Source organism: Chryseobacterium sp. PvR013 (assembly GCF_017833095.1).
Taxonomy (GTDB): Bacteria; Bacteroidota; Bacteroidia; order Flavobacteriales; family Weeksellaceae; genus Chryseobacterium; species Chryseobacterium culicis_A.
The window spans coordinates 1,567,809-1,589,279 of sequence record NZ_JAFIBT010000001.1; the positions used below are offsets into that span (position 1 = coordinate 1,567,809).

At 35.0% G+C, this 21,471-nt stretch carries 24 protein-coding genes; 7 read left to right on the forward strand and 17 right to left on the reverse strand.

What is annotated here, in order from left to right:
* Window positions 1-12 precede the first annotated feature (12 nt).
* On the reverse strand, window positions 13-285 hold the full coding sequence (locus tag JOE44_RS07075) for a hypothetical protein (protein WP_209784952.1): 273 nt from the start codon (window positions 283-285) through the stop codon (window positions 13-15).
* Window positions 286-734: 449 nt separating this feature from the next.
* On the opposite strand from JOE44_RS07075, the gene JOE44_RS07080 reads away from it, so the two are divergent.
* On the forward strand, window positions 735-1,178 hold the full coding sequence (locus JOE44_RS07080) for a JAB domain-containing protein (RefSeq protein ID WP_209784953.1): 444 nt from the start codon (window positions 735-737) through the stop codon (window positions 1,176-1,178).
* Between the two features lie 188 nt (window positions 1,179-1,366).
* On the opposite strand, the gene JOE44_RS07085 is transcribed toward JOE44_RS07080, so the two are convergent.
* The 11 genes from JOE44_RS07085 to JOE44_RS07135 are packed head-to-tail and all read right to left on the reverse strand — an operon-like array spanning window position 1,367 to window position 10,347.
* Window positions 1,367-1,840 (reverse strand): DUF3872 domain-containing protein, encoded by a 474-nt coding sequence (locus JOE44_RS07085; RefSeq protein WP_209784954.1) that lies wholly within the window; start codon window positions 1,838-1,840, stop codon window positions 1,367-1,369.
* A gap of 12 nt (window positions 1,841-1,852) precedes the next feature.
* Entirely contained in the window at window positions 1,853-2,410 is a 558-nt protein-coding gene (locus JOE44_RS07090) for a conjugal transfer protein TraO (RefSeq protein WP_209784955.1), read from the reverse strand.
* Between the two features lies 1 nt (window position 2,411).
* Window positions 2,412-3,308, reverse strand: a complete 897-nt coding sequence (gene traN, locus JOE44_RS07095; RefSeq protein ID WP_209784956.1) for a conjugative transposon protein TraN — start codon at window positions 3,306-3,308, stop codon at window positions 2,412-2,414.
* 17 nt (window positions 3,309-3,325) lie between these two features.
* The gene (gene traM, locus JOE44_RS07100; RefSeq protein ID WP_209784957.1) at window positions 3,326-4,624 is read right to left on the reverse strand and encodes a conjugative transposon protein TraM; all 1,299 of its coding nucleotides are present in this window, start codon (window positions 4,622-4,624) and stop codon (window positions 3,326-3,328) included.
* Complete coding sequence (locus JOE44_RS07105) at window positions 4,608-4,901, reverse strand: hypothetical protein (RefSeq protein WP_209784958.1); 294 nt, start codon at window positions 4,899-4,901, stop codon at window positions 4,608-4,610. Before JOE44_RS07105 ends, traM begins: the two co-directional genes overlap by 17 nt.
* Window positions 4,902-4,912: 11 nt before the next feature.
* On the reverse strand, window positions 4,913-5,536 hold the full coding sequence (traK, locus tag JOE44_RS07110) for a conjugative transposon protein TraK (RefSeq protein WP_209784959.1): 624 nt from the start codon (window positions 5,534-5,536) through the stop codon (window positions 4,913-4,915).
* Between the two features lie 12 nt (window positions 5,537-5,548).
* A complete protein-coding gene (traJ, locus tag JOE44_RS07115; protein ID WP_209784960.1) occupies window positions 5,549-6,541 on the reverse strand; it encodes a conjugative transposon protein TraJ in 993 nt (330 codons plus the stop codon).
* 1 nt (window position 6,542) lies between these two features.
* A complete protein-coding gene (locus JOE44_RS07120; protein WP_209784961.1) occupies window positions 6,543-7,175 on the reverse strand; it encodes a DUF4141 domain-containing protein in 633 nt (210 codons plus the stop codon).
* Between the two features lie 19 nt (window positions 7,176-7,194).
* On the reverse strand, window positions 7,195-9,702 hold the full coding sequence (locus JOE44_RS07125; RefSeq protein WP_209784962.1) for a TraG family conjugative transposon ATPase: 2,508 nt from the start codon (window positions 9,700-9,702) through the stop codon (window positions 7,195-7,197).
* The gene (locus JOE44_RS07130) at window positions 9,699-10,031 is read right to left on the reverse strand and encodes a DUF4133 domain-containing protein (RefSeq protein ID WP_209784963.1); all 333 of its coding nucleotides are present in this window, start codon (window positions 10,029-10,031) and stop codon (window positions 9,699-9,701) included. The genes JOE44_RS07125 and JOE44_RS07130 overlap by 4 nt, the downstream gene beginning before the upstream one ends.
* A gap of 10 nt (window positions 10,032-10,041) precedes the next feature.
* Complete coding sequence (locus JOE44_RS07135) at window positions 10,042-10,347, reverse strand: DUF4134 domain-containing protein (protein WP_209784964.1); 306 nt, start codon at window positions 10,345-10,347, stop codon at window positions 10,042-10,044.
* Between the two features lie 260 nt (window positions 10,348-10,607).
* Here JOE44_RS07135 and JOE44_RS07140 point away from each other — a divergent pair, with 260 nt between their 5' ends.
* From JOE44_RS07140 to JOE44_RS07150, 3 genes are read left to right on the forward strand one after another with little or no spacing between them, the layout of a single operon-like run.
* The gene (locus JOE44_RS07140; RefSeq protein ID WP_209784965.1) at window positions 10,608-11,438 is read left to right on the forward strand and encodes an ABC transporter ATP-binding protein; all 831 of its coding nucleotides are present in this window, start codon (window positions 10,608-10,610) and stop codon (window positions 11,436-11,438) included.
* Window positions 11,439-11,446: 8 nt separating this feature from the next.
* Window positions 11,447-12,169 carry a hypothetical protein gene (locus JOE44_RS07145; protein ID WP_209784966.1) on the forward strand — a complete coding sequence of 241 codons (723 nt, stop codon included), beginning with the start codon at window positions 11,447-11,449 and terminating at the stop codon, window positions 12,167-12,169.
* Window positions 12,170-12,171: 2 nt separating this feature from the next.
* Window positions 12,172-12,543: a GntR family transcriptional regulator gene (locus JOE44_RS07150; protein ID WP_209784967.1), complete on the forward strand. Its 372-nt coding sequence runs from the start codon at window positions 12,172-12,174 to the stop codon at window positions 12,541-12,543.
* A 15-nt stretch (window positions 12,544-12,558) separates the two neighbouring features.
* On the opposite strand, the gene JOE44_RS07155 is transcribed toward JOE44_RS07150, so the two are convergent.
* The 3 genes from JOE44_RS07155 to JOE44_RS07165 are packed head-to-tail and all read right to left on the reverse strand — an operon-like array spanning window position 12,559 to window position 14,345.
* Entirely contained in the window at window positions 12,559-13,170 is a 612-nt protein-coding gene (locus tag JOE44_RS07155) for a hypothetical protein (RefSeq protein WP_209784968.1), read from the reverse strand.
* An 11-nt stretch (window positions 13,171-13,181) separates the two neighbouring features.
* The gene (locus JOE44_RS07160) at window positions 13,182-13,577 is read right to left on the reverse strand and encodes a DUF3408 domain-containing protein (RefSeq protein WP_209784969.1); all 396 of its coding nucleotides are present in this window, start codon (window positions 13,575-13,577) and stop codon (window positions 13,182-13,184) included.
* Between the two features lie 3 nt (window positions 13,578-13,580).
* On the reverse strand, window positions 13,581-14,345 hold the full coding sequence (locus JOE44_RS07165; RefSeq protein ID WP_209784970.1) for a ParA family protein: 765 nt from the start codon (window positions 14,343-14,345) through the stop codon (window positions 13,581-13,583).
* Between the two features lie 576 nt (window positions 14,346-14,921).
* Between JOE44_RS07165 and mobA the strand changes: the two genes are divergently transcribed.
* The 3 genes from mobA (at window position 14,922) to mobC (ending at window position 18,757) form a co-directional block, all read left to right on the forward strand.
* Entirely contained in the window at window positions 14,922-15,356 is a 435-nt protein-coding gene (gene mobA / locus JOE44_RS07170) for a conjugal transfer protein MobA (RefSeq protein ID WP_209784971.1), read from the forward strand.
* A gap of 4 nt (window positions 15,357-15,360) precedes the next feature.
* Entirely contained in the window at window positions 15,361-16,647 is a 1,287-nt protein-coding gene (gene mobB / locus JOE44_RS07175) for a conjugal transfer protein MobB (protein WP_209784972.1), read from the forward strand.
* A gap of 115 nt (window positions 16,648-16,762) precedes the next feature.
* Window positions 16,763-18,757 (forward strand): conjugal transfer protein MobC, encoded by a 1,995-nt coding sequence (mobC, locus tag JOE44_RS07180; protein ID WP_209784973.1) that lies wholly within the window; start codon window positions 16,763-16,765, stop codon window positions 18,755-18,757.
* A 54-nt stretch (window positions 18,758-18,811) separates the two neighbouring features.
* Here mobC and JOE44_RS07185 read toward each other — a convergent pair whose 3' ends face one another.
* Window positions 18,812-19,657, reverse strand: a complete 846-nt coding sequence (locus JOE44_RS07185; RefSeq protein ID WP_209784974.1) for an RteC domain-containing protein — start codon at window positions 19,655-19,657, stop codon at window positions 18,812-18,814.
* Window positions 19,658-19,703: 46 nt separating this feature from the next.
* Entirely contained in the window at window positions 19,704-21,407 is a 1,704-nt protein-coding gene (locus tag JOE44_RS07190; RefSeq protein WP_209784975.1) for a helix-turn-helix domain-containing protein, read from the reverse strand.
* Between the last annotated feature and the right edge of the window lie 64 nt (window positions 21,408-21,471).

A 21,471-nucleotide genomic window follows, 5' to 3' on the forward strand; every position in this document is an offset into this window, starting at 1 on the left:
CCGACTGAGTTACTAAATATTCACGAGGTAGTAGTTTATGGTTATCGGAAAAAATAAGGTATCAACTTTTACATTCAATCTTGTAAATTTTCTGGCAAATGCGTAGGATTGTCTAGCTAAAAGATCTGCATTTCCTACGTTGATAAAAGCAGGAGGAAATGTAGAAGTTACATAATCAGCAACTGAATCCGTTTCCACTCCAGGATCATTTTTAAAGTTCTTGGTCCCTGTATAGACCCAGAATACGGTTCCCAAAAAATCCTTATCAAATCCATTAAGGTTCACTGCTTTAATACCATTGAGATCATAATCATCACAAAATAGTAATACAGAACGCAGCTGTTCTCTAGTTATTATTGTAAATATAAAGCTTCTACATTATAACTATTTCACAACACCCATAGTTTTAAATAGAAATTATTATAGAATAAACACTACAGTTCATAGCCGTATTTTTCATATCTAACCAGTAAAAAGACAGCTAAGGTATAGAGAACACTATCTGCTATGCCTGTCAAAAGACTACCGCATAACGGACCACTTCCCACAGGGTCCCTTCCATTATTCAGTTTCCTTTTGCCTCTTCCTTTGCTCTCTCTTCCTATCTGCTTTCTTTTTTCCGGTTTTTCTTTTGAAAAATATTGTAAATGAATGAGAATCGGAAAAAGAAATTAAGCAAATGTTTAACAACAGTATGGGTAATACAAGTCTCTGCCGTACTCAGAGCAAAAACAATGAAATTTAGTATAGTGAATGAAATCAAATTAACCTATTCAAGAAAAGGGAATAGCGAAAAAACCGTATTAAGCTCTCGGGATGCCAGTAATATTTTTAGGGAACATTTTGACGCCGATCAGATCGATTACAAAGAGTCGTTTTACTCGATGTATATTAATCAGGCCAATAAAATCTTAGGAATACAAAAAATATCAGAATCCGGAATTACCTCTTCACTGGTTGATGTCAGAATTATTATGCAGGGAGCGTTGCTATGTAATGCAGTGTCTATTATCATAGCTCATAACCATCCCTCTGGCAATCTGAGACCATCCTCTGAAGATATTAACATTACCCGAAAAATAAAGGAAGCAGGTCTATTACTTAATATTAACCTTTTGGATCATTGCATAATGACCTCAACGGAATATCTATCTTTTTCAGACGAAGGAATATTATAAATTGCCACTTCTTCAAAAAAAAAGAATCCAGAGTCAATTGATTAGTGCTCTGGATTCTTATGACGTCGCGAAAAGATGACCAGCCTTTAAAACCGGTCATCTTTTCGCAAACATTAAAATAGTGCTTTCATTTGTAAATAATCAGAATAAAAGATTAAAAGTAGTAGGTATCTGCATTAAACAAATATTTAGAAAGCTAAAGAACTGACTTCTCTATTCCCATTTTTGCTGTTAAACTGAAAGTCAATTTTCTTCTCATTTCCAAAACTGTCATAAATCCACACCGTAAATGACTGTGAAACTTCAGAAGTTGAAGTATAATATAGTCTGAATTCTCTTTCAAAAAGCCTATAGGAATCATTGGGGAAATACGGTTGAGTATTGTAGTATTGTAATTTCCCTGTTCCCTCAAACTGAAAATACCGGAGATGATATTGAGTATCTGCAAAATTACCTTCAGGAAGAATTTTAATACGAATTTCAACATATTCATCTTTGGCAATATCCTTAGGAACAGGCATAACTGAAATCTCAAAAGGGAAATTCTGCCGGATTTCAAGGTCCTGTGCACATGAAGAAAGGCCGAGCTCACTTACCAGTAAAACAAGCAGTATAAATAAAGTAGAAAGGATAGATCTTCTTATTTTTATTATAGTATTCATATTATTATTGTTTTATAAATTAAATCTTATACTTATTCCCAGAGATGGGTTTAGTAGTTTTCCAGATGTATTCCAGAGCACTTTCGCTCTTCCGGAAATAATCAGTAACCACCGATCTGACAGGTAGGTTTCAAGGCTTAATCCTCCGCCAGCACCATACATAAAAGAAGATTCACTAATTAATTGAGCACCATCATATAACGCCGTATTTCCACTGTTAATTTTTTCGTATCCAGCTATGACATATAATGAAACATTTATCACAAAATTTCTGCTTCTATCGGATATAAGATTGAAACTATATCCACCCAGTCCCATGTAAGTTTCTACGGCAATAGCTGTTTCCTTGTAATCAATTATCCGCCTATCGTACTCAAATGAGTAGGTACTGTAATGCCCCTTCCCAGAATGAACAACCATTCCTACCCCTGCATAATAATTTTTGGATATTTCCTGCTGCAGTAATCCGGCATTAAATTCTACTCCTATTTGATTGGGAAACATACGCTGAGCTGTCAGGCTGCTGCTGAAAATAAGCAACAGATATATAATAGTTAATATCTTTTTCATCTTACTTCATTTGTATGGGTAAATCTTTTAAAATTCTGGCTTGAATAAGATCATCATTTTCTATCTGAAGTTTCTGATGACGATTTCCGTTCTTTTCGAACATCTCGATTCTCAATACCTTCCCATCCAGCAGGCTCACCTGATCCAGCAGAAAAATCATCCTGTTTTCAGATTGATGAGAGACATTATCAATCGGCGGATATGCACGAATCGGTTTAAGCAATTTATCCTGTACAATAGTCCTCTTCAGGTTTCTCTTATCAGCTACTTTAAATTGAATAAAATCAATTTCGTAATCCATTGGACTGCTGTTTTTAATCTCAATAACAAAGTAAATTTTTCCTTCATCAACATATAGGGATCTCAACGAAAACTGAATTCCATAACTTTTCGTACTGATATGTTTAAAGATCCTTTTAGGATAATGGTATAGGTTTTCAAGAAACCTTTGCACAACCGTTCCTGATCCCAAATCTTCAAAGAAAACTTCCGTAAAATTTTCCTTTTCTTTCATTCGCTGCAAGTTCAAAAGGTCATAGCTCAACGTATTAGGATGCGAATTGTAGACAACCTCAAAGCTGTAAAATTTTCCATCTTCAGTAATTACCGAGAAATTAGTCTCCTCCTCAAAATCACGTACTGACGATTTAAGCCTTAGAACGTTCCCAATATCTTCAGCCTTACCAGCAATAAGAAAATCACTCCCAAGGTCAACATAGCGGATCAATGAAGGAAACAGGAGATGGGTAGTTTTCTGGTAGGTAACTTCAATTCGGTATGACTCTACTTTAGCCTCGTCCGGTAAACTATCTATTACTGTAGAATCCTGGGCATATATCTTACTTATGAGCAATATAAAAATGAAGATGAAAGTTTGATGACGTATTTTTGAATTCATAATGTAGTGGTTTGTGATTAATTATTTTTTGAAACAAGAAATACCTGATGCCCGGCCTTTGCCAAGACTTTAGACTGCCTCACTCTCTTTTGAAAATACCCTGATAATCCTTGAACGACTCCCCTGCTCAAATCAGCACTAACCTGCTGTCCGGCTGACTGTGTCATCATAATACTAGTTCCTGAGCTTTGACTCATATTGGCAACAATATCATTAACCGCATTTTGTTCTGGTGAATAAGAAATGTAAACACCAGGCTGACCATCATTATCATGAATATTAATCTCAACCGGATAAATATTTTCCTTATATTCTATAGACGATATTTTAAGCCGTAGTCTTCCACCTTGAAATTTTACAGAAGCAGTAAGCAGTGTTCCAACCGGTATTTCTGTTTGCCCGAGAATCATAGCTTCTGAAAGTCTGATTAATATTGTACTTTCATTGGTCAAGACTTTTGTTTCATGAATAATGCCTTTGATCACATTTTTGGAATGGAACTGCCTGTCTGAACCATTATGAATACCTTCAAACCTATTATGATAAAGTTCTGTCACAAAAGAACTGTCAGAGAGTGCCCTGTATAATGATGAAACAATATTTCTTCTGACAGGTTTTGCAGATGTTATAAAAATCTGCTTCTCTTCAGGTTTTTTATCTTCCGGAACTTTTCCTGGATGCTCTTCCACTTTAGAAGATGCAGGGAGATACTTCGCAGCCATTTGATAGGATTTTTCCATCAATGCGAGCTGATCATTGATCCCGAATGCTGCAGGTGGCTGATTATTTTGTAAAGTTTCATTTTTTAATCTTGAGATTTCTTTCTTAAGATGATTGACCTGCTGATCATCTTTTTGATAGAAAGAATGTAAGGTACTCTGGGCATCCCTATAACTATTAAGAGCATTCCGATCAGAATAGGAATGTCCATCTGTATTACCTGGCACTCTGCCTGGCTCTACATTAGAATGTACCTTATTCTGATCAGTCCAATAATCAGATAATGTTGCCATCGCATTCTTTTTTTCCTCACTTTTCTTCTCTAAAAGCTCCTGCTCATAAGCTTTCTGTTTATCAGACTGAAGCTGGTCTCCTTTTGCCTGCGGGATGCCCGTGTTAAAACCAGAATCTTCGATGATTTTACTTTCTTTGGGTTTAAAGATCAGATAGAAACAGAAAGCGCATACTATGATCATTAAAAAATAAATGACAGGCTTTTTAGCTCCCTCCCACTTTAATTTTTTAACGCTGTCGGATCCATTTTCTGACCCAGGTGACTCACCTTCCGTTATTTGAATTTTATTTGAATTTCTCATTATAAATCTTTTGTTTAATCTGACTAACAGAATCTTTATTTTCACTAATTTTCTTAAAAGCAGCATGACCTGAAATCGAACTAATATGACCGATAAACATTGTATTGGTCTTATTTCCTGTCGATGTGCATATACTGACAATCATCAGAATTGTCAGAACAGTGTACCCTGCGAAAAAAAGTCTGGTAAGTACTCTCTGCCGCTTCACGGGCAGATCCTTCCATTTTCTGTCTGCCCATAAGGCATAGCATTGTATTGTGTGGCTTATTGTTTTCATTATTTTGTTTTTTAACGTTCAACAGTTTCTACATCTTTGTTTTCAACAACAGTAAATTTTTCTATGGTAAATCCCTGAGGATTGCTGTCGGAACGGACAGAATTAACAAGAGAACACTCGGTAAACAGACTTCTGGTTGTAAGATTACTTGATCTTATAATAAACTGTTTTGCAAATGTTTTTACTTGATAAGGGTAATTATTAAAGTCGGCAATGACACTGTCAATCTCAATCCGCTGCTGTATATTACCGGAAATCATTCTGTTGTAATATCCCTTCTCAGAAAGATCCTTATAATAGTTATATGCAGACTGGTCAGCCAGATTAAATGCTCTTTTGACATTACTCTCAATAGCATTCTTATCCGGTGCTATAGTAAAGAAAAGCTCGTGAAAACGCCTTATATGCTCTCTGGCTTCTACAGGCCGGTTAATTGACATATCCTGGGATAATGCAAGCATTAAAGACTTACCGTTATCAAGTACATAAATTTTCTCACGCTGTTTTTCAGCGAACTGGTAGGATTTAAACACTACTACACCCACTACACCAAAACATAAAACAGCAAAAACAAAAGTGAACAAACGAATCTGTTTGAAACTGCTTTCAATATTTCTTAAAGTTTTAAATTCCATAGGATACTATTTTTATTTTAATAATCTGCCTGAAATATTACCGGTAGCAGAACCTGCTGCCGCTCCTGCAATATTGCTTGATTTTGTGGCAGTCTGGTTGACATTGCGCATAAAGTTTCCTCCACCTCCCGCCTGAATCACCCATCCGGTGACAGTTGGAACGGTAAAGTAGCCTATAATACCGATCACCATATAAATGATGTACACTGTATTGGAAGTATCAGGGATAAAGTCAGGATCTGCCAGCATTTCTATGTCTCTTTCTATAATGAGCGACTGAATCTTGGCAAGAATAGAACTGAATATATCTGCAACAGGCAGCCATAAATACACGCTGATGTAGCGGGTGAGCCACTGCGTTAATGTTGTCTGAAATCCATCCCAAACCGATATTGCAAATGCAATAGGTCCTAATATAGAAAGTACTATCAGAAAAAAAGTTCGTATGGTATCAATAGCCAAAGCAGCTGCCTGAAAAAGAATTTCCAGAAATTCACGGAAACCGTCTCTTATGTTTTTTTTTATCTCAAACATTTCTCTTTCAATATACATACCCGACATTGTAATCAGATCAGAAGGTGACCAGCCCATTTCTTCCAGTTTTTTATCAAACTCTTCATTGGAAATCAGATAAGCCATTTCAGGGTTCCTTAACATAGCTTCCCTCTCTAAAAGGTCTTTTTTCTGCTGCAGCTCATTGAGGTTCAACACTTGATTTTCAAGCATCGCATGGCTTCCTTGAACAATCGGGCTGAGAACACCATTAATACTGCCTAAGACCAAAGTGCTGAAAAACATAATGCAGATCCCAATAGCAAAAGGCCTGAGCATTGGAAACAGATCTATAGGTTCAGCACGGCTCAGCGACTGCCATACCTTGATGGCAACATAAAATAATGCTCCCAATCCTGCAACTCCTTTGGCAACAACGGCCATATCCGCACACAATGGCATCATCTCTTCATAAACTGAGCGCAGCACTTCATGTAAATTAGTAGGCTCCATCTTACCAGTATTTTTGGTTAGAAGTTCCATAGAGATTGAGCACCCTCTGCGTATTATTCTGCTTTTTTGCTCTGAGATAGCTTACCGAAATATTCTTATTGGTATAGTAGCGTACCAGATTATGATACTCTTTCACTTCTTTATATACTCTGTCGATAATATCCATTCTTTCTTTGTCATTTAAAGAAAGACCATTAGAGGTAATTATTTGTTTCAATTCTTTTAAAAGCTCGGTACTCTCAGTAAGCAGAGCTGAATAGCCGTTGGCAATAGCTGTCAGTTCCTGGGCATTGAAATTCGGATCATTAAGCATTTTTCCGAAGTTATTGACGTACATTTCTGAAACATCACCCACGAGCAGAACCGTCTGCTGCACCTTTCTTGCGTCTTTCACCAGATTATTGATGGCTTTCAGCTGGTCATAATACTCTTTTCCCTGTTCATAAACTTTCTTGACTTCATTAAAGTTTTTAACCACATTGGAAACTGTTGAAGAAGTTTGCACAATTTCATTAGCGGAATTAAGAATACCCGATGCTAGGTTTGCAGGATCTGTAACTACAAATTGTGCTTTCGCAAATGATGTAAAGGATATAGCAACTGCTATAACCATAGTAATAATTAGATTTTTCATTGTTCTAAATAGTAATTGGTTAATTTTCTTTGGTAGGTTTAATTCTCTTAAGAGATATTCTCCTGATGGCGTGTTGCATATTTCCATCAAGCTTATCAGCCTCATTCATGACTTCCATCTTTTCGGTTTCCTCTGTAGTATAAGCCAGATATTCCTCATTGGAAACTTCTGTGGCGTATACCGCTGAGTGAGTACCTCCCAGTCCGATCCATACCTCTTTATACAGTCTTTTGGGATCATTGTTCATATTAATGGAAAGAACCTGTGCTTTTTCTTTATCCGTCAATCCTAACATAGTCTGGATATCATCAAACTTGTTCATATATTTTCGTTGGTCAAGTAAGATCTTGCAGTCTGAATTATTAATAATACTCTCTTTAACAATAGGTGAATGAATGATATCATCCACTTCCTGAGTAACCACAATAGCTTCCCCGAAAAACTTTCTGACCGTCTTAAAAAGGTACTTGATGTATTCTGCCATACCTTCTTTAGCAATTGCCTTCCATGCTTCTTCGATGAGAATCAGTTTTCGGATCCCCTTCAGCCTTCTCATTTTATTGATAAAAACTTCCATGATGATAATGGTGACAATCGGAAATAAGATTTTGTGATCCTTAATAGCATCAATTTCAAAGACAATAAAACGTTTGGAAAGAAGATCGAGCTGCTTTTCGGAATTCAGCAGGTAGTCATATTCACCACCTTTATAATAAGGTTCTAAAACATTTAAAAAATTAGCAATATCAAAATCCTTTTCTCTTACTTTTTTCTGCTCTAGCACTTTCTGGTAATCATTGCTGACATACTCATAAAAACCATTGAAAGAAGGATGCTCTTCCCTGCTTTTAATCTTTTCAATATATCCGCTAACCGCATTGGACAGCGCCACCTCCTCGGAACGTGAGGGTGGTTCATCATCTCTTTTCCACAAGGTTAAAATCAGCGTTTTAATGCTTTCTCTTTTTTCAATGTCAAATACTCCATCATCTGTATAAAAAGGATTAAAAGCAATAGGATTGTCTTCTGTGTACGTAAAGTATACTCCATCCCCTCCTTTTGTCTTTCCCTTGATAAGTTCACACAATCCCTGATAGGAATTCCCGGTATCAACCAGTAAGACATGAGCACCCTGCTCATAATATTGTCTTACCATGTGGTTGGTAAAAAATGATTTGCCGCTCCCTGACGGTCCCAGAATAAATTTATTACGATTGGTAATAATGCCCTGTTTCATCGGAAGATCCGAAATATCCAGATGGATAGGTTTACCCGTGAGCCGGTCAGCCATCTTAATTCCAAAAGGTGATGGGGAATCCTGGTAGTTTGTTTCCTCAGTAAAAAAGCAAAGTGCAGGCGCTATGAATGTATAAAAGCTTTCTTCGCTTGGAAAATCCCCCGCATTTCCCGGAATTCCTGCCCAATACAAAGTTGCTGTATCTGTCGTATTATGTCTTGGTTTACATTCCATCAGGGCTAACGCGCTCCCGGTATCATTTTTCAGCTGCTTTAACTCCGAAGGATTATCAGACCATGACATGACATTAAAATGAGCACGAACAGACTGCAAACCAAAAGAATGAGCTTCATTAAGGTATTTTTCAATCCATTCTTTATTAATCTGATTGGCCCTGCTGTATCTAGCCAGAGAATGCATATTCCTTGCGGACTTTTCAAATTGTCTCAGATTTTCATCACTGTTATCAATGAAAATATATTGGTTGTATATATGATTACAGCTGAGTAACAATCCTACAGGAGAAGCAAATGAAAGCAGGCAGTCACTCCGGTCGGTACTGAGTTTTTCATAACGGCTGTGTGAGGACACCGTTCCCGGTAAATCATCAGTATCCGACAATGTATGCATGCTAATCCGATTGTTTCCAATACGCATTTCTTCTGATCCCAGCTTAATATCCTGTAAAGAAGGATAAGCCTCTCTCGACAAGGTTAGATATTGTTCGAGAATACCTGACTGGTAAGGTGTACCCGCTATTTCATCTTCAGTCATTCTTTCCAGATGAATATAACCACTATCATTTATAATTCTTTCAAACTGGTCTACCGCCTCCATAAACCGTATCATGACTTCTTTGCCTTCAATTTCTCTGGGAATCAATTGTCCTTTGCACAAGGATGAAAAATTACTCTGCGTACGCAGCCTCTCTTTACTTGTTTTGCTGATAAACAGATAACAGTAATGATTTAAAAAGGGTCTGTCATTGAAATGCCTTTCAAAAGATGCTGAAAGAAAGCTTTGATCTTCCTTTGACGGATCCGGACCATAGTTTTCTTTAATATACCAGTCTTGTTTATGAACAATACTGTAATCAGGAAGCGTTTTAATCGCCTTGAACCATGAGCCGTGGATGGCATCATACTCTGCAGAGGCAACTGTAAAAAGCTCAGGTAACCTTACTTTAAAACAAACCGTTACGTCTGCTTCTTTTGAAATAATGCAATTGTTTTCTATGGCAAGCAGTGGAAATTTACTCTCCAGAGTTGCTGTTTTGGAGGTATTTCTCATGAGATTTCTTTTTGATTATTTTTTCTCAGATACCGGAAAATACATTTGCGGCTAATGATATACCGGGGATGTTTTCTTTGCCCCCTTATCTTCATGAGCCCATGCTCCCCATATTTACTGTTGAGGGAGAAAGTCTGCCAGATCAGGATCCCGCTGCTGCCGCTGCCAAATATCAAACAGACGTAAGGGTTTATATCTGTTATATACATGATTATAACCAGTATCAATACTGCTAAAAGACCGCCCGCGAAAATAAAAAGATATTGCGCCTTTAACCCTTTAAACTCTACCACTCTTCCGATTCCTTTGTTGATATGATACGTATTCATAATCAATATTTTAAAGAAAGAATGAACGCAGAATGGTTGCTGCTACAATGAGGAAGATACAGGCACCAAACCAACTTGCTGCAGTCTTACTCGTGTCAGGATCGCCACTGCTGAACTTGTTGTAGACCTTAACACCTCCTATCAACCCGACAACAGCTCCAATGGCATAGATTAGTTGAGTGGCCGGCTCAAAGTATGAGGTCACCATTTGGGTAGCCTCATTGATTCCCGCACTACCATTTCCCTGTGCATACACCCCTGTTGTAAACAATAATGCTAAGCTTACATACAGCCGTTTTTTTCTTTGTTTTTCCATTTTTTACCTTTTTAGTTATATACCTGCACCCTGCAGGATTCTGAAACAAAAATGATGGAGAAAAACCGTCTGATTTTTAATTGTCTTTGAAGAGTAATATTTGGCTTCATAAGTCTCAACAGAAGCTTAAAAAGCTAAATATCAGCAATATAAAAAAGTGTAGTGAAAAATCTACAGAAGAATCATTAGACAAAATTAGGTTGATTGAAATGTAAGATCATACATTTGCAGTGTACTATAAAACCAGTACACTAAAACACATGATTACATTTAAAAATTTATCCTTCGCTTATGCGAAAAAAAAAGTACTGAATGATATTAACCTTCAGTACGAGCCTGGTAAAATATATTATTTACTTGGACCAAATGGGTTCGGAAAATCAACTCTTTTGCGATGCATTGCGGGTTTGCATCATCCACAAAATGGGAGTGTTGAGGTTAATAATTCTCCCGCCTTCGAGCGGAATTTAAAACAGCTCCAGGATATTTGCTTTATCTCAGATGGAATGTATTGCCCAGACATGCTTGTAACAAAGTTTGTGACTCTATATGGTCGTTTATACCCACGGTTCAATACAGAGTTTTTTTTCAAATATCTTCATATGTTTGAAGTAAAAGAAGATTCTCATATTTCTGAGCTGAGCTTTGGACAAAGAAAAAAACTTTTTCTGGCCTTTGCTTTTGCTACTAACGCCAGGATCATTTTGTTGGACGAACCAATCAATGGTCTTGATATTAAGAGTAAAAAGGAATTTAGGAAAATTCTTGCCGAAACGGCCAATGATGATAAAATGGTCATTATTGGGACCCACGATATTTCAGATATGGATGTATTGGCAGATGGTATTACCGTTCTGGGGCAACAAAAAGTTATATTTCATCAAAGTACCTCCGATATCCTTAACAAATTAGACTTTGATATTGTGAAAGATCCTACAGAAGCAGAACAAGCTTTATACAGTGAACAAACCTATAAGGGATTTATGACCATTAGTCCTAATCTTACACAAAAGGAAACAAATTTAAATATTGAATTGTTGTATCATGCTTTACTTAATCAACAAGAAAAAATAACGTTACTATTTAAATAAAATAAATTATGAAAGAATTTTTTTCAATCTCCCGGTTTAACAAGTTTTTAGCTATCGAATGGCAAACAAATCGTAAAAAATACATGTTTATCATCATGGCGATGTTTGCTTTTTGGCTTCTATACAGTTTAACAGCCCTCTGGCTTATTACTCAAAAAAAAGATATATTTACTAACCTTACCAGCATTAAATTAGCATTTTTTCTTCAGATGTTTGGTTTTATAAGCTTTTTGGCTTCCGGAAGTTTTGCAGATCTTGGTACCGATAATAACAAATCGATCTACATCCTGATGCTTCCTAACACAACTGCAGAAAAATATATTGCAAAGTTTATGATAACCGCAATTTTGTTTTGGATTGTATTTTTTATCAGTGCTTTTATTGGTTTATATTTTCTTTGGAATATTTTCTATCCCATGGCCTTACAGCATATTTCTGCTGATTTTGTGGCAATAAAAAAAATTGATGTCTGGACGAATATTAAAGTCATGACTGACATTAAATGTATTACCTTTGCTTTCTTCTTTCATTCAGCTTTCACTTTGGGATCCATCATTCTAGGTAAATTTAAATACATCAAAACTTTATTAGTCATTACTTTATTCTATTTTGCATTAGCTTTAGTAAATTTGCAAGTAAAAGCAGATACGCTTTATCTTTTTATTTATGGATTCTTTACCTTTAGTTTTTGGCTTATAGCGTATCGAAAACTAAAAAATTATAGTTTGTAAAAATGCAGTTCAGAGATCAAATACCAATTTATCTACAAATAGCAGATATCATTTGCGAAAATATTCTTTTAAAACAGTGGCTACCGGAACAACGTATTCCTTCTATAAGGGATTTTGCCACACAGCTCATTGTAAACCCTAACACGATTGTGCGCACCTATGAATTTCTTGAGCAAAAAAGGATCATTATGAATCAACGCGGTATTGGTTTCTCTATAACTAAGGAAGGATACGAGCTGGTACTTGCCTATAAAAAGGAAGATTTTATTAAAAAGGATCTTCCTCATTTTTTCAAACAATTATACCTGCTCAATCTAGATATACATAATCTTGAAGAAGATTTTAACAAGTTTTGCGAAAATTATAAAAAATAATTACTGTTGAAAAGCTTATATAAACTCTTCAATATCAAAATCATTGACAGTACTAAAAGGATCGGTTTCAGCTTCAGAAGGATATGTATTGTCCAATAGCCTTGCTATTTTGAGTGAGGAATTTTCTATGGAATTTTCCAACAGACTTAAGAGCTCGGTTCCATGAACTTTTTGAATAATATGTATCACATCTTTTTCCAAAGCAGGTTCTAATATCTTTTGTTGAAGTAACTTTCCTACTGTGGTCAATTCTTCAAAAGTGACCCCTGAGGCAAAGCCACTTTCGGTACCATTATTCGCTTGATAAAGCCAATCTTCCTCCTCTTTTTCCAAATCTTTCATTGTAATAAGAATTTCATTTAAATCGTTCCTCTGATCGATATTGTCAATAATTTCGTCAAAAGTTTCTGAATTTAAATTTTCTGAGAATTTTTCATTGTAGTGAATAGGTCTTTCAACAGCGCTGAATAAGTTTATATCTTTAGTGTCCTTTTTTGTATTGCCCATTATCGATGGAAAATCACGCGTACTTTTATCCTTTGATTTCTCTATATAGGTTTTGGGCTTTTTATCCAAAACAATCAATACAATGACTATAATTAAGCCTATTATAATAATGTGTTCCATAAGTTGATATATTAAAAGATAGGACGGTATTTATTGTTAAAGTCCTCTGTAATTTCTTTCTCAAACATCTCAAAATGATGCGCTAGAATATTATCAAGATATGCATACAAAGGAATTTGGTCATCCGCTATAATTTGTATTATTCTTGTTAAACGTTCGTGATATTCAGGTCGTATATAAATACTTTTATCACCGCGTTTGCTCATCGTATGATACTTCAGAAACTTCTCATCATATGTCAATTCATAGTTCTTCTTGGTCTTAACTTTATGGCTTACTGTCTCTGAAGCTTTTCCCGTTATATTTTTATGAGCATCTAATTCTTTTTTTGTTTCACCTGCCATAATAGACATCAGATACTGTTCATCAATACGATTCTCTTCATTTTTATTATTATGGTCTTCCATACTTTATAATTTGACAATCTCTAAAAATTCATTCATAAACTGATCAAATCTACATATTGCCATCAATTTTGGATCAGCTGGTAATAAGGTCGATTTGAAGACAGTTTTGGCAATCTCTCCTTCCTTACGAAATCTTTTACTGTCTGTAACCCTTGTATTCATTAACTGAAGACCTAAATCATCGATAATTTTTTCATAATTTTCATATAATAAGGTTTTTTCTCTACCGTCAACCTGATTCCAGAAAAGCTGAATACTTCTAATCTCAGTATATTTTTCCTTCATAAGCACATTGGTCAATACATCTGTAAAGCTGAGCGCACTTTCTAGTACCAGGCGATCTGCTGTGATAGGAGAAAATATATGATTAATACTTGCAAGCGCTCTTAAAACACCTGCTGTATTAACTGTTCCTGGTAAATCTAAAAATATAATATCAGGTCTTATTTCCTGATGATCTAAATATTTTTCAATTTCCTCCAAAACCGTGTCTGCTCTAGTCTGGAAAATTGGATAAGCCTTTTTATTTATGGTAGTAAACTGTTTATGAGCCATTTTTTTTAATACTTCATTTTGCATTACCGTTTTTAAGTCCCTTTCCCTCATTTGTATTAAACTGTACTGGGGAAAGTCACAGTCAAATACTGCAACATTATATCCCAGACGATAATGAAGAATACTGGCAGTAAGAGTTGTAAATGTGCTTTTTCCTACCCCACCCTTTTGAGTGGAGAATGTAATAATGGATGGTCGTTTTTTTGTCTGCATTTTATTTGATATTTAATTGTTAATATTTGATCTGTAGAGGGTCCATTTAGGTGTGATATACAGCTGATAGCCGGAAGCCCTGAGTTCTGGATAGCTTCTTAACGCAATTTCAATCAATCAATCAATCAATCAATCAATCCTGAATGAAAGGATCCAATATATTCTGCTGCATTGAAGTCCTTAATGAATCCCTTTTATCCTGCCTGAGTTTCTTGAAACGATCCTGAACGCTTGCATGCAGGGGCTCAGGATATCAAACAAGATAATTTGACAGCAATCTTGCTGAGAGTCTTGCGCAAATAAAAAGTATATAACTGCCACCTATTCTTCTACTGTTGTCTTTGGCTTGCAGTGTCTATGTTTGGCGCTTTTATTATTATCTATATTCTTTACTATTCAGAGTTACTTTGTAACAGTAAAAAACATTGGTTATTAAGGGGTTATTCTTTCACCCGAAAGGGGCAAGTTGTGTTTTGAGCATCTCGAAATGATTTCCGATGCTAAAAACAACTTGCCCTTGCAGGGGGCAGAAAAACAACCTCCGAAGTCGGTGTTTATATATTAAAGTAGAAGATTATGAATGATAAAAACAATGAACAAAAGAAAAAGGGAGGACGACATCCTAAAGTTGATCCTGCCAAGATTAGATATACTATCTCTTTGAATGAAGCTGAACATGCCCGTTTCCTTAGTTTATTCGAACAGTCCGGAATGAATGTAAAAGCCCATTTTATTACCTCCTGTATTTTTGATAAAAAGATACAAACCATCAGAATTGATAAAGGAACCATTGATTTTTACATGAGATTGACTTCATTTTACAGTCAGTTTCGCTCAGTGGGTATCAATTACAATCAGATTGTGAAGATCCTTTACAGCAACTTTTCTGAAAAAAAAGCTGCATTATTTCTGTATAAACTGGAAAAACAAACATTAGAAATGATAGAAATTTTAAAAAAAGTTATTCAGATTACCGGGGACTTTGAGCAGAAACATTTACAAAATAAATAATAAAATGATCGCAAAAATCGGAAGAAGCAGTAATCTCTTTGGAGCTTTATCATATAACAATATAAAAGTGCAGCAAGAAAAAGGTAAAATTCTTTTTACCCATAAGATAGTGGAAACAAGCTGTGGAGAGTTTACAATCCCAGAATTAATGCGTTCTTTTGAGCCCTACCTTCTCTCTAACCGAAAAACAGAAAAGCATACATTACATATTTCCATTAATCCCGACCCAAAAGATAAGGTTTCCAACGAACAATTTAAGCAAATTGCTGAGCAATACATGCAGGAAATGGGTTATGGAGACCAGCCTTTTATAGTCTTCAAACATACAGATATTGAAAGAAGTCACATTCATATTGTATCTGTCTGTATAGATGATACAGGTAAAAAGATTTCTGATTCATTCGAGAAAATAAGATCAATGAAAGCCTGCCGGAAGTTGGAAAAAAAATTTGGTTTGCTCTGTGCAGTTGATAAAGTACCCCGGAAAAATGATAAGATTTTCCAGCCAGTGGATTATGTAAAAGGTAATATAAAAAGTCAGATCTCTTCAGTTATCCGCCACCTGCCCCAATACTATCAGTTTCAGAGTTTGGGTGAATACAATGCTCTTCTCTCTCTTTTTAATATTACCACTGAAAAAGTGGAAGGTAAGCTGCATGGAAAACTAAAAAAAGGTTTGTTGTACTTTCCCTTAAATGAGTCGGGTAAAAAAACAGGAAGTCCATTGAAAGCTTCCTTAATTGGAAAAAACACCGGTATTGATTTTCTTGAAAAACATTTTGAGTATAATAGGACAAATATGAAAAATCATTGGGTCAAATCCATCCTAAAATCAAAAATCGGGGATGCTTTACACTATTCAAAAGGTGAACAAGACTTAAAAAAACAATTGGCTGACAAAGGCATTGATATGGTTGTGAGAAGAAATGAACAAGGAAGGATATATGGTATGACATTTATTGATCATCACTCTAAAACAATTTGGAACGGATCAAGGTTAGGCAAAGAGTTTTCTGCGAGTTCATTTAATGATTGCTGGAATAATACAAATGAAGATAATAAAGACCTTTCTGAAAAACAATTCTCAATTTTAAAGCTGGGAAATCTGTTCAATTTTGATGAAACAGGTGTGCACCATTTATTTGATTTTTCCAACACTCTTTCAAAACAGGATGATAATATTCTTAATGTATTAAGTGGCCTGCTTCCAGAAATACAGGAAGATGATTATGAAGAAATTGATTTTATGAAGAAAATGAAAAGAAAAAAGAATAGGTTCCGGGAAAAATGATAGATATCTGTTGGGGCAGTCTTATTGGACAATGATAGCCAAAGAGGACCAGAAAATACTTCTGGCTGCTGATAAAGCATTTGTATGAATATATTGTTTGGCAAATAATTCATATATGCAAGGGGAAGACGACTTGAGAGGCTTAGCCAAAATAATGGCTTTCATGAGAGCCGTGAGTATCATACTAATATTAATGCACCTTTATTGGTTTTGTTACCCTTTCTTTTTAGGGCGTGGTTGGACTTTAGGTATCATTAACAAAATATTAGTCAATTTCAACACAACTGCAGCTTTATTTTCACATACTATTTTCTCTAAACTTTTTGGCTTCGTATTGCTTGCAGTAAGCTGCTTAGGTACCAAGGGCGTTAAAAATGAAAAGATAAACAGGTCGAAAATCAACGGAGCATTAAGCATAGGATTCGTTTTGTTCTTTCTGAATACACCTATACTGAAGTTTTCATCACCTATTGCTTCACAACTTTATATCCTTACTACTGGCTTAGGGTATATCTCTCTTATGGCAGCAGGAATCTGGATGGGTCGTCTTTTGAAAAGTAATCTGATGAATGATGTATTCAATAGTGAAAATGAAAGTTTTCAACAGGAAACAAAATTACTATACAATGAATATTCTGTTAATATCCCAACAAAATTTTATTATCGTGGCCATTGGAACAACGGGTGGATTAATGTGGTGAATCCATTTAGGGCAACGATTGTACTAGGTACTCCAGGTTCGGGTAAATCATTTGCCATCATCAACAGTTATATCAGGCAACACATTGAAAAAGGATTTTCAATGTATATCTATGACTTTAAATTTGACGACTTGTCTACCATCGCCTATAATCATCTTCTTCTCCATTCTAATGCTTATAAAATAAAACCGAAGTTCTACATCATCAACTTTGATAATCCCCGAAAAAGCCATAGGTGTAATCCTTTACATCCGGATTTCATGACTGATATATCCGATGCCTATGAAGCTGCTTATACCATCATGCTCAACCTTAACAGAAGCTGGATACAGAAGCAAGGTGACTTTTTTGTGGAAAGCCCAATTATTCTTTTAGCAGCAGTTATTTGGTTTTTGAAAATTTATGAAAATGGTCAATACTGTACTTTCCCACATGCAATTGAACTTTTGAATAAAAAATATGAAGATATATTTACAATTTTAACCTCATATTCCGAATTAGAAAACTATCTCTCTCCTTTTATGGATGCATGGAAGGGAGGTGCGCAGGACCAGCTGCAGGGACAAATCGCTTCGGCAAAAATTCCATTATCAAGAATGATCTCCCCACAACTTTATTGGGTGATGACCGGTGATGATTTTTCGCTGGATATTAATAATCCTGAGGAACCCAAGATACTATGTATAGGTAATAATCCCGACCGCCAGAATATTTACTCCGCTGCATTAGGTCTCTACAATTCAAGAATTGTTAAATTGATCAATAAAAAAGACCGCTTGAAAAGTTCAGTAATCATTGATGAACTACCCACTATCTATTTCAGGGGTCTTGATAACCTGATTGCAACAGCGAGAAGCAATAAAGTTTCGGTTTGTTTAGGATTTCAGGATTTCTCACAATTAACAAGAGACTATGGCGACAAAGAAAGCAGAGTGATTCAGAATACTGTCGGAAATATTTTCAGCGGTCAGGTGGTAGGAGAAACAGCTAAAACGTTGTCAGAACGTTTTGGGAAGATACTGCAAAAAAGACAGAGTATATCCATTAACAGAAATGATACCTCCACCTCTATTTCAACACAATTGGACAGTCTGATCCCTGCTTCTAAAATTTCAACGTTAACACAGGGATTTTTTGTGGGCGCGGTTTCAGATAATTATGATGAAAGAATAGAACAGAAAATATTTCACTCGGAGATTGTCGTAGATCACGTTAAGCTTTCTGCAGAATTAAAAAAATATCAAAGAATACCACAGATTCGGTCTTTTGTTAGTGAGGAAGGAAATGATACTATGCAGAAAGAAATTAATAATAACTATAACCGTATTAAAGCTGATATTCTTTCCGTTATTACAAGTGAGATAGAAAGAATCAATAGTGATCCTAATCTAAAACATCTGATTCAGTAAGATAAAAAAGCCTCAGTAAGATTAGTCGTTATTGAGGCTTTACCAATTCCTAAGTCATTCTCCTTCTGCATTCATAAAATGCTGATTTAGATTATCACTGATTAACTGTAAAAATTTAGTAGGTCCTTGTTTGCGGTTCCTGATTTCAAATACGGTTTTATGAAAATTTCCAAGGTCAGTATTTAAAGATTTCTCTACAAATTTGATGACCTCGCTTAATTCAATATTTCCACCATTAAAACAACGCATATGATAAAGTGCATAAACCAGTTCAATCAAACTGACTTTTGAAGCAGACCATGTTAACGGGGATAAAGTATTCCTACTACTATGGCCCCATAGATTTTCAATCTGTTTTTTTAAATATTGACCCAATTGTTGATTGGCGATAATCCTTGAAACCACTTGATCATGTGATGTGGTAAAGCTGTTGTCAAAATTGTAAAAACCAAATGATAATTTCATTTTCAAATCATAAGAATTCCGGACAAAAATCTTATGATCAAGGTAAGTAGCATCACGCCTGTAATAGCTATAAAATTCTGATTGTGTAGAATAAAATACCTTCAGTTTTTCCTGCTCAGCTTCATAATACTTTTTTAAAACCTTATTACCTGTATTCGGTTTGTGTGACTCAATATCCAAAATAGTGGAATAATAAATAAATTTTGAAATAAACAGAGGCTTGAGATTTTTAAAAAAGTAAACTTCTTCAGCGATATTCTCGAAATGATGTTTTGAAATGATATCCTTTAAGGTCCTGATTGATGCATCAATCAGGAGTAAAGACTTTTCAGAAACCTTTACCATATCTTTGTCATCATCATATATTTCATTAATTTTTAACTCCAGATCTTCATGCAATGCGATAATTTTTCTAAAAATTGTTTTTGTTACCATGTCCTTTTTTTAGAAATTTACAAAATTTTGCGGATCACATACCTAATCAGCTGATTTCCAAATCTTGTTTACGTTTTTTTATATAATCTGCAGGACGAATCCCGTTAATTTCAAAAAAAAGATTGGAAAAATTTTGTCTGGCCGCAATTCCGCACTCATCAGCTAATGCATCAATCTTATATTGAAGATATTTAGTGTCAGTATTGAGGAGATTGGTGATATAGTTGATTCTTAGCTCAGCCATATATTTATTGAAATTCATACCTTTATTCTCATTTATATATATTGATAAATAATGGGCATTCGTTCCTAATTTACTCGCAATATTTTGCTGGGTAAGACCTTTTTTTCTAAATTGCTGTTCCTGTTCAAATTTTTCAAGTTTCTCCTTGATTTCAGACGTTAATTCTGGAGTAAGAAATGTTTTCCTTACTGAGTATTCACCAGCATGTTCTTTTATAAGATGGTTGAGCATATAAGTGCCGTCTGATATTCGTTTTTGCAGAAGATCATATTGCTTTTTAATTTTCTGATCTTTTCTGTATCTTACTATAAAAAATATCAGAATTACAGTTCCCATGAAAATGAGAACTGCCGCAAATATCATTTTATTTCTGCCGGCTTTTTGTATAGCTTCCTTTTCTTCTATCAATGTCCTGCGGTCATAATCTTTATGAAGTTTTGACGAGAGAAAAGCATAATCTTTACTGATCACACTGTCAGCTTTAAGAAGCTGATTGGTATAATAAAGCTGCTGATTAATATCCTTATTTTTATAATAATGAATCAGGAAATTATACCCTTTATAAACTTCAGGCAGGATAAACGCATGCTTTACAAAAATAGAATCTATCTTATTGTAATACTCAATTGAACTATATACATTACTTTGAGCTTCCGAAGTTTTTCCTAAATAATAATATACGACAGAAGCCCAGGCAAAATCATTTCGTTTTAGAATTGTTGGCAATGATTTTTTTAGATCTGATTCAGCCTTTGCATACTCTTTCTTCTGATATTTTGAAATTCCAATACATTTCAGAAAGTAACTGTTTTCCAAAGCAAAATCATTATCGTTTAAGGTTAGCTTATACCCTAATTCACTTAGGCTGTCACTCTTTACAAAACTTTTAAGATATCTGTTGATAACCGTCATTTGATGTAGACAATTAAAATATGCTTTACTATAATTAAATCTTTCATTCTCATGTTGCTTTTCATTCATCTTCGAACTGTAAAATGAAATACAATCATTAAAGTGCTTCAGAGCTTCATCATAATAACCAAGATGCCCTTTAACAATTCCCAGATGATAAATCACTTTATAGTGGTGGTACTCATCATTTGATCCTTTTAAGAATTGATATGCTTTAAGATATTCGTTTAAAGCCAGTTTATATTTCTTATGGTAGAAGTAATAAATAATGCCTTTGCTGAGATAATCTTTACTGATATCACCCGTTGAACCATGAACTAAACTCATACTTATGGCACTGTCAGCATATTTAATTTTGTTATGAAAGTCGAACTGCCTGCCATCCCTGTAGCCTTGAATCAGTTTGTCAGTATTATTTTCTTTCTTAGCTTTTTCAATATATAATTTGACAGCCGGCATTGCATTAATGTCGTCAATAGTCATTTTTTCATAAGTTTTTCTTATTTCATGGAATGTTCTTCCATTTTTATTGTTTGAAAATAATAACTGAGAAAAGGTAGAAAATAGGAAAATAAAATACTTTAACGTTTTCATATACTGATTATTAGAACCTCACCATCTCAAAAATAAACATTTTGTTTTGAAATAAATCATATTT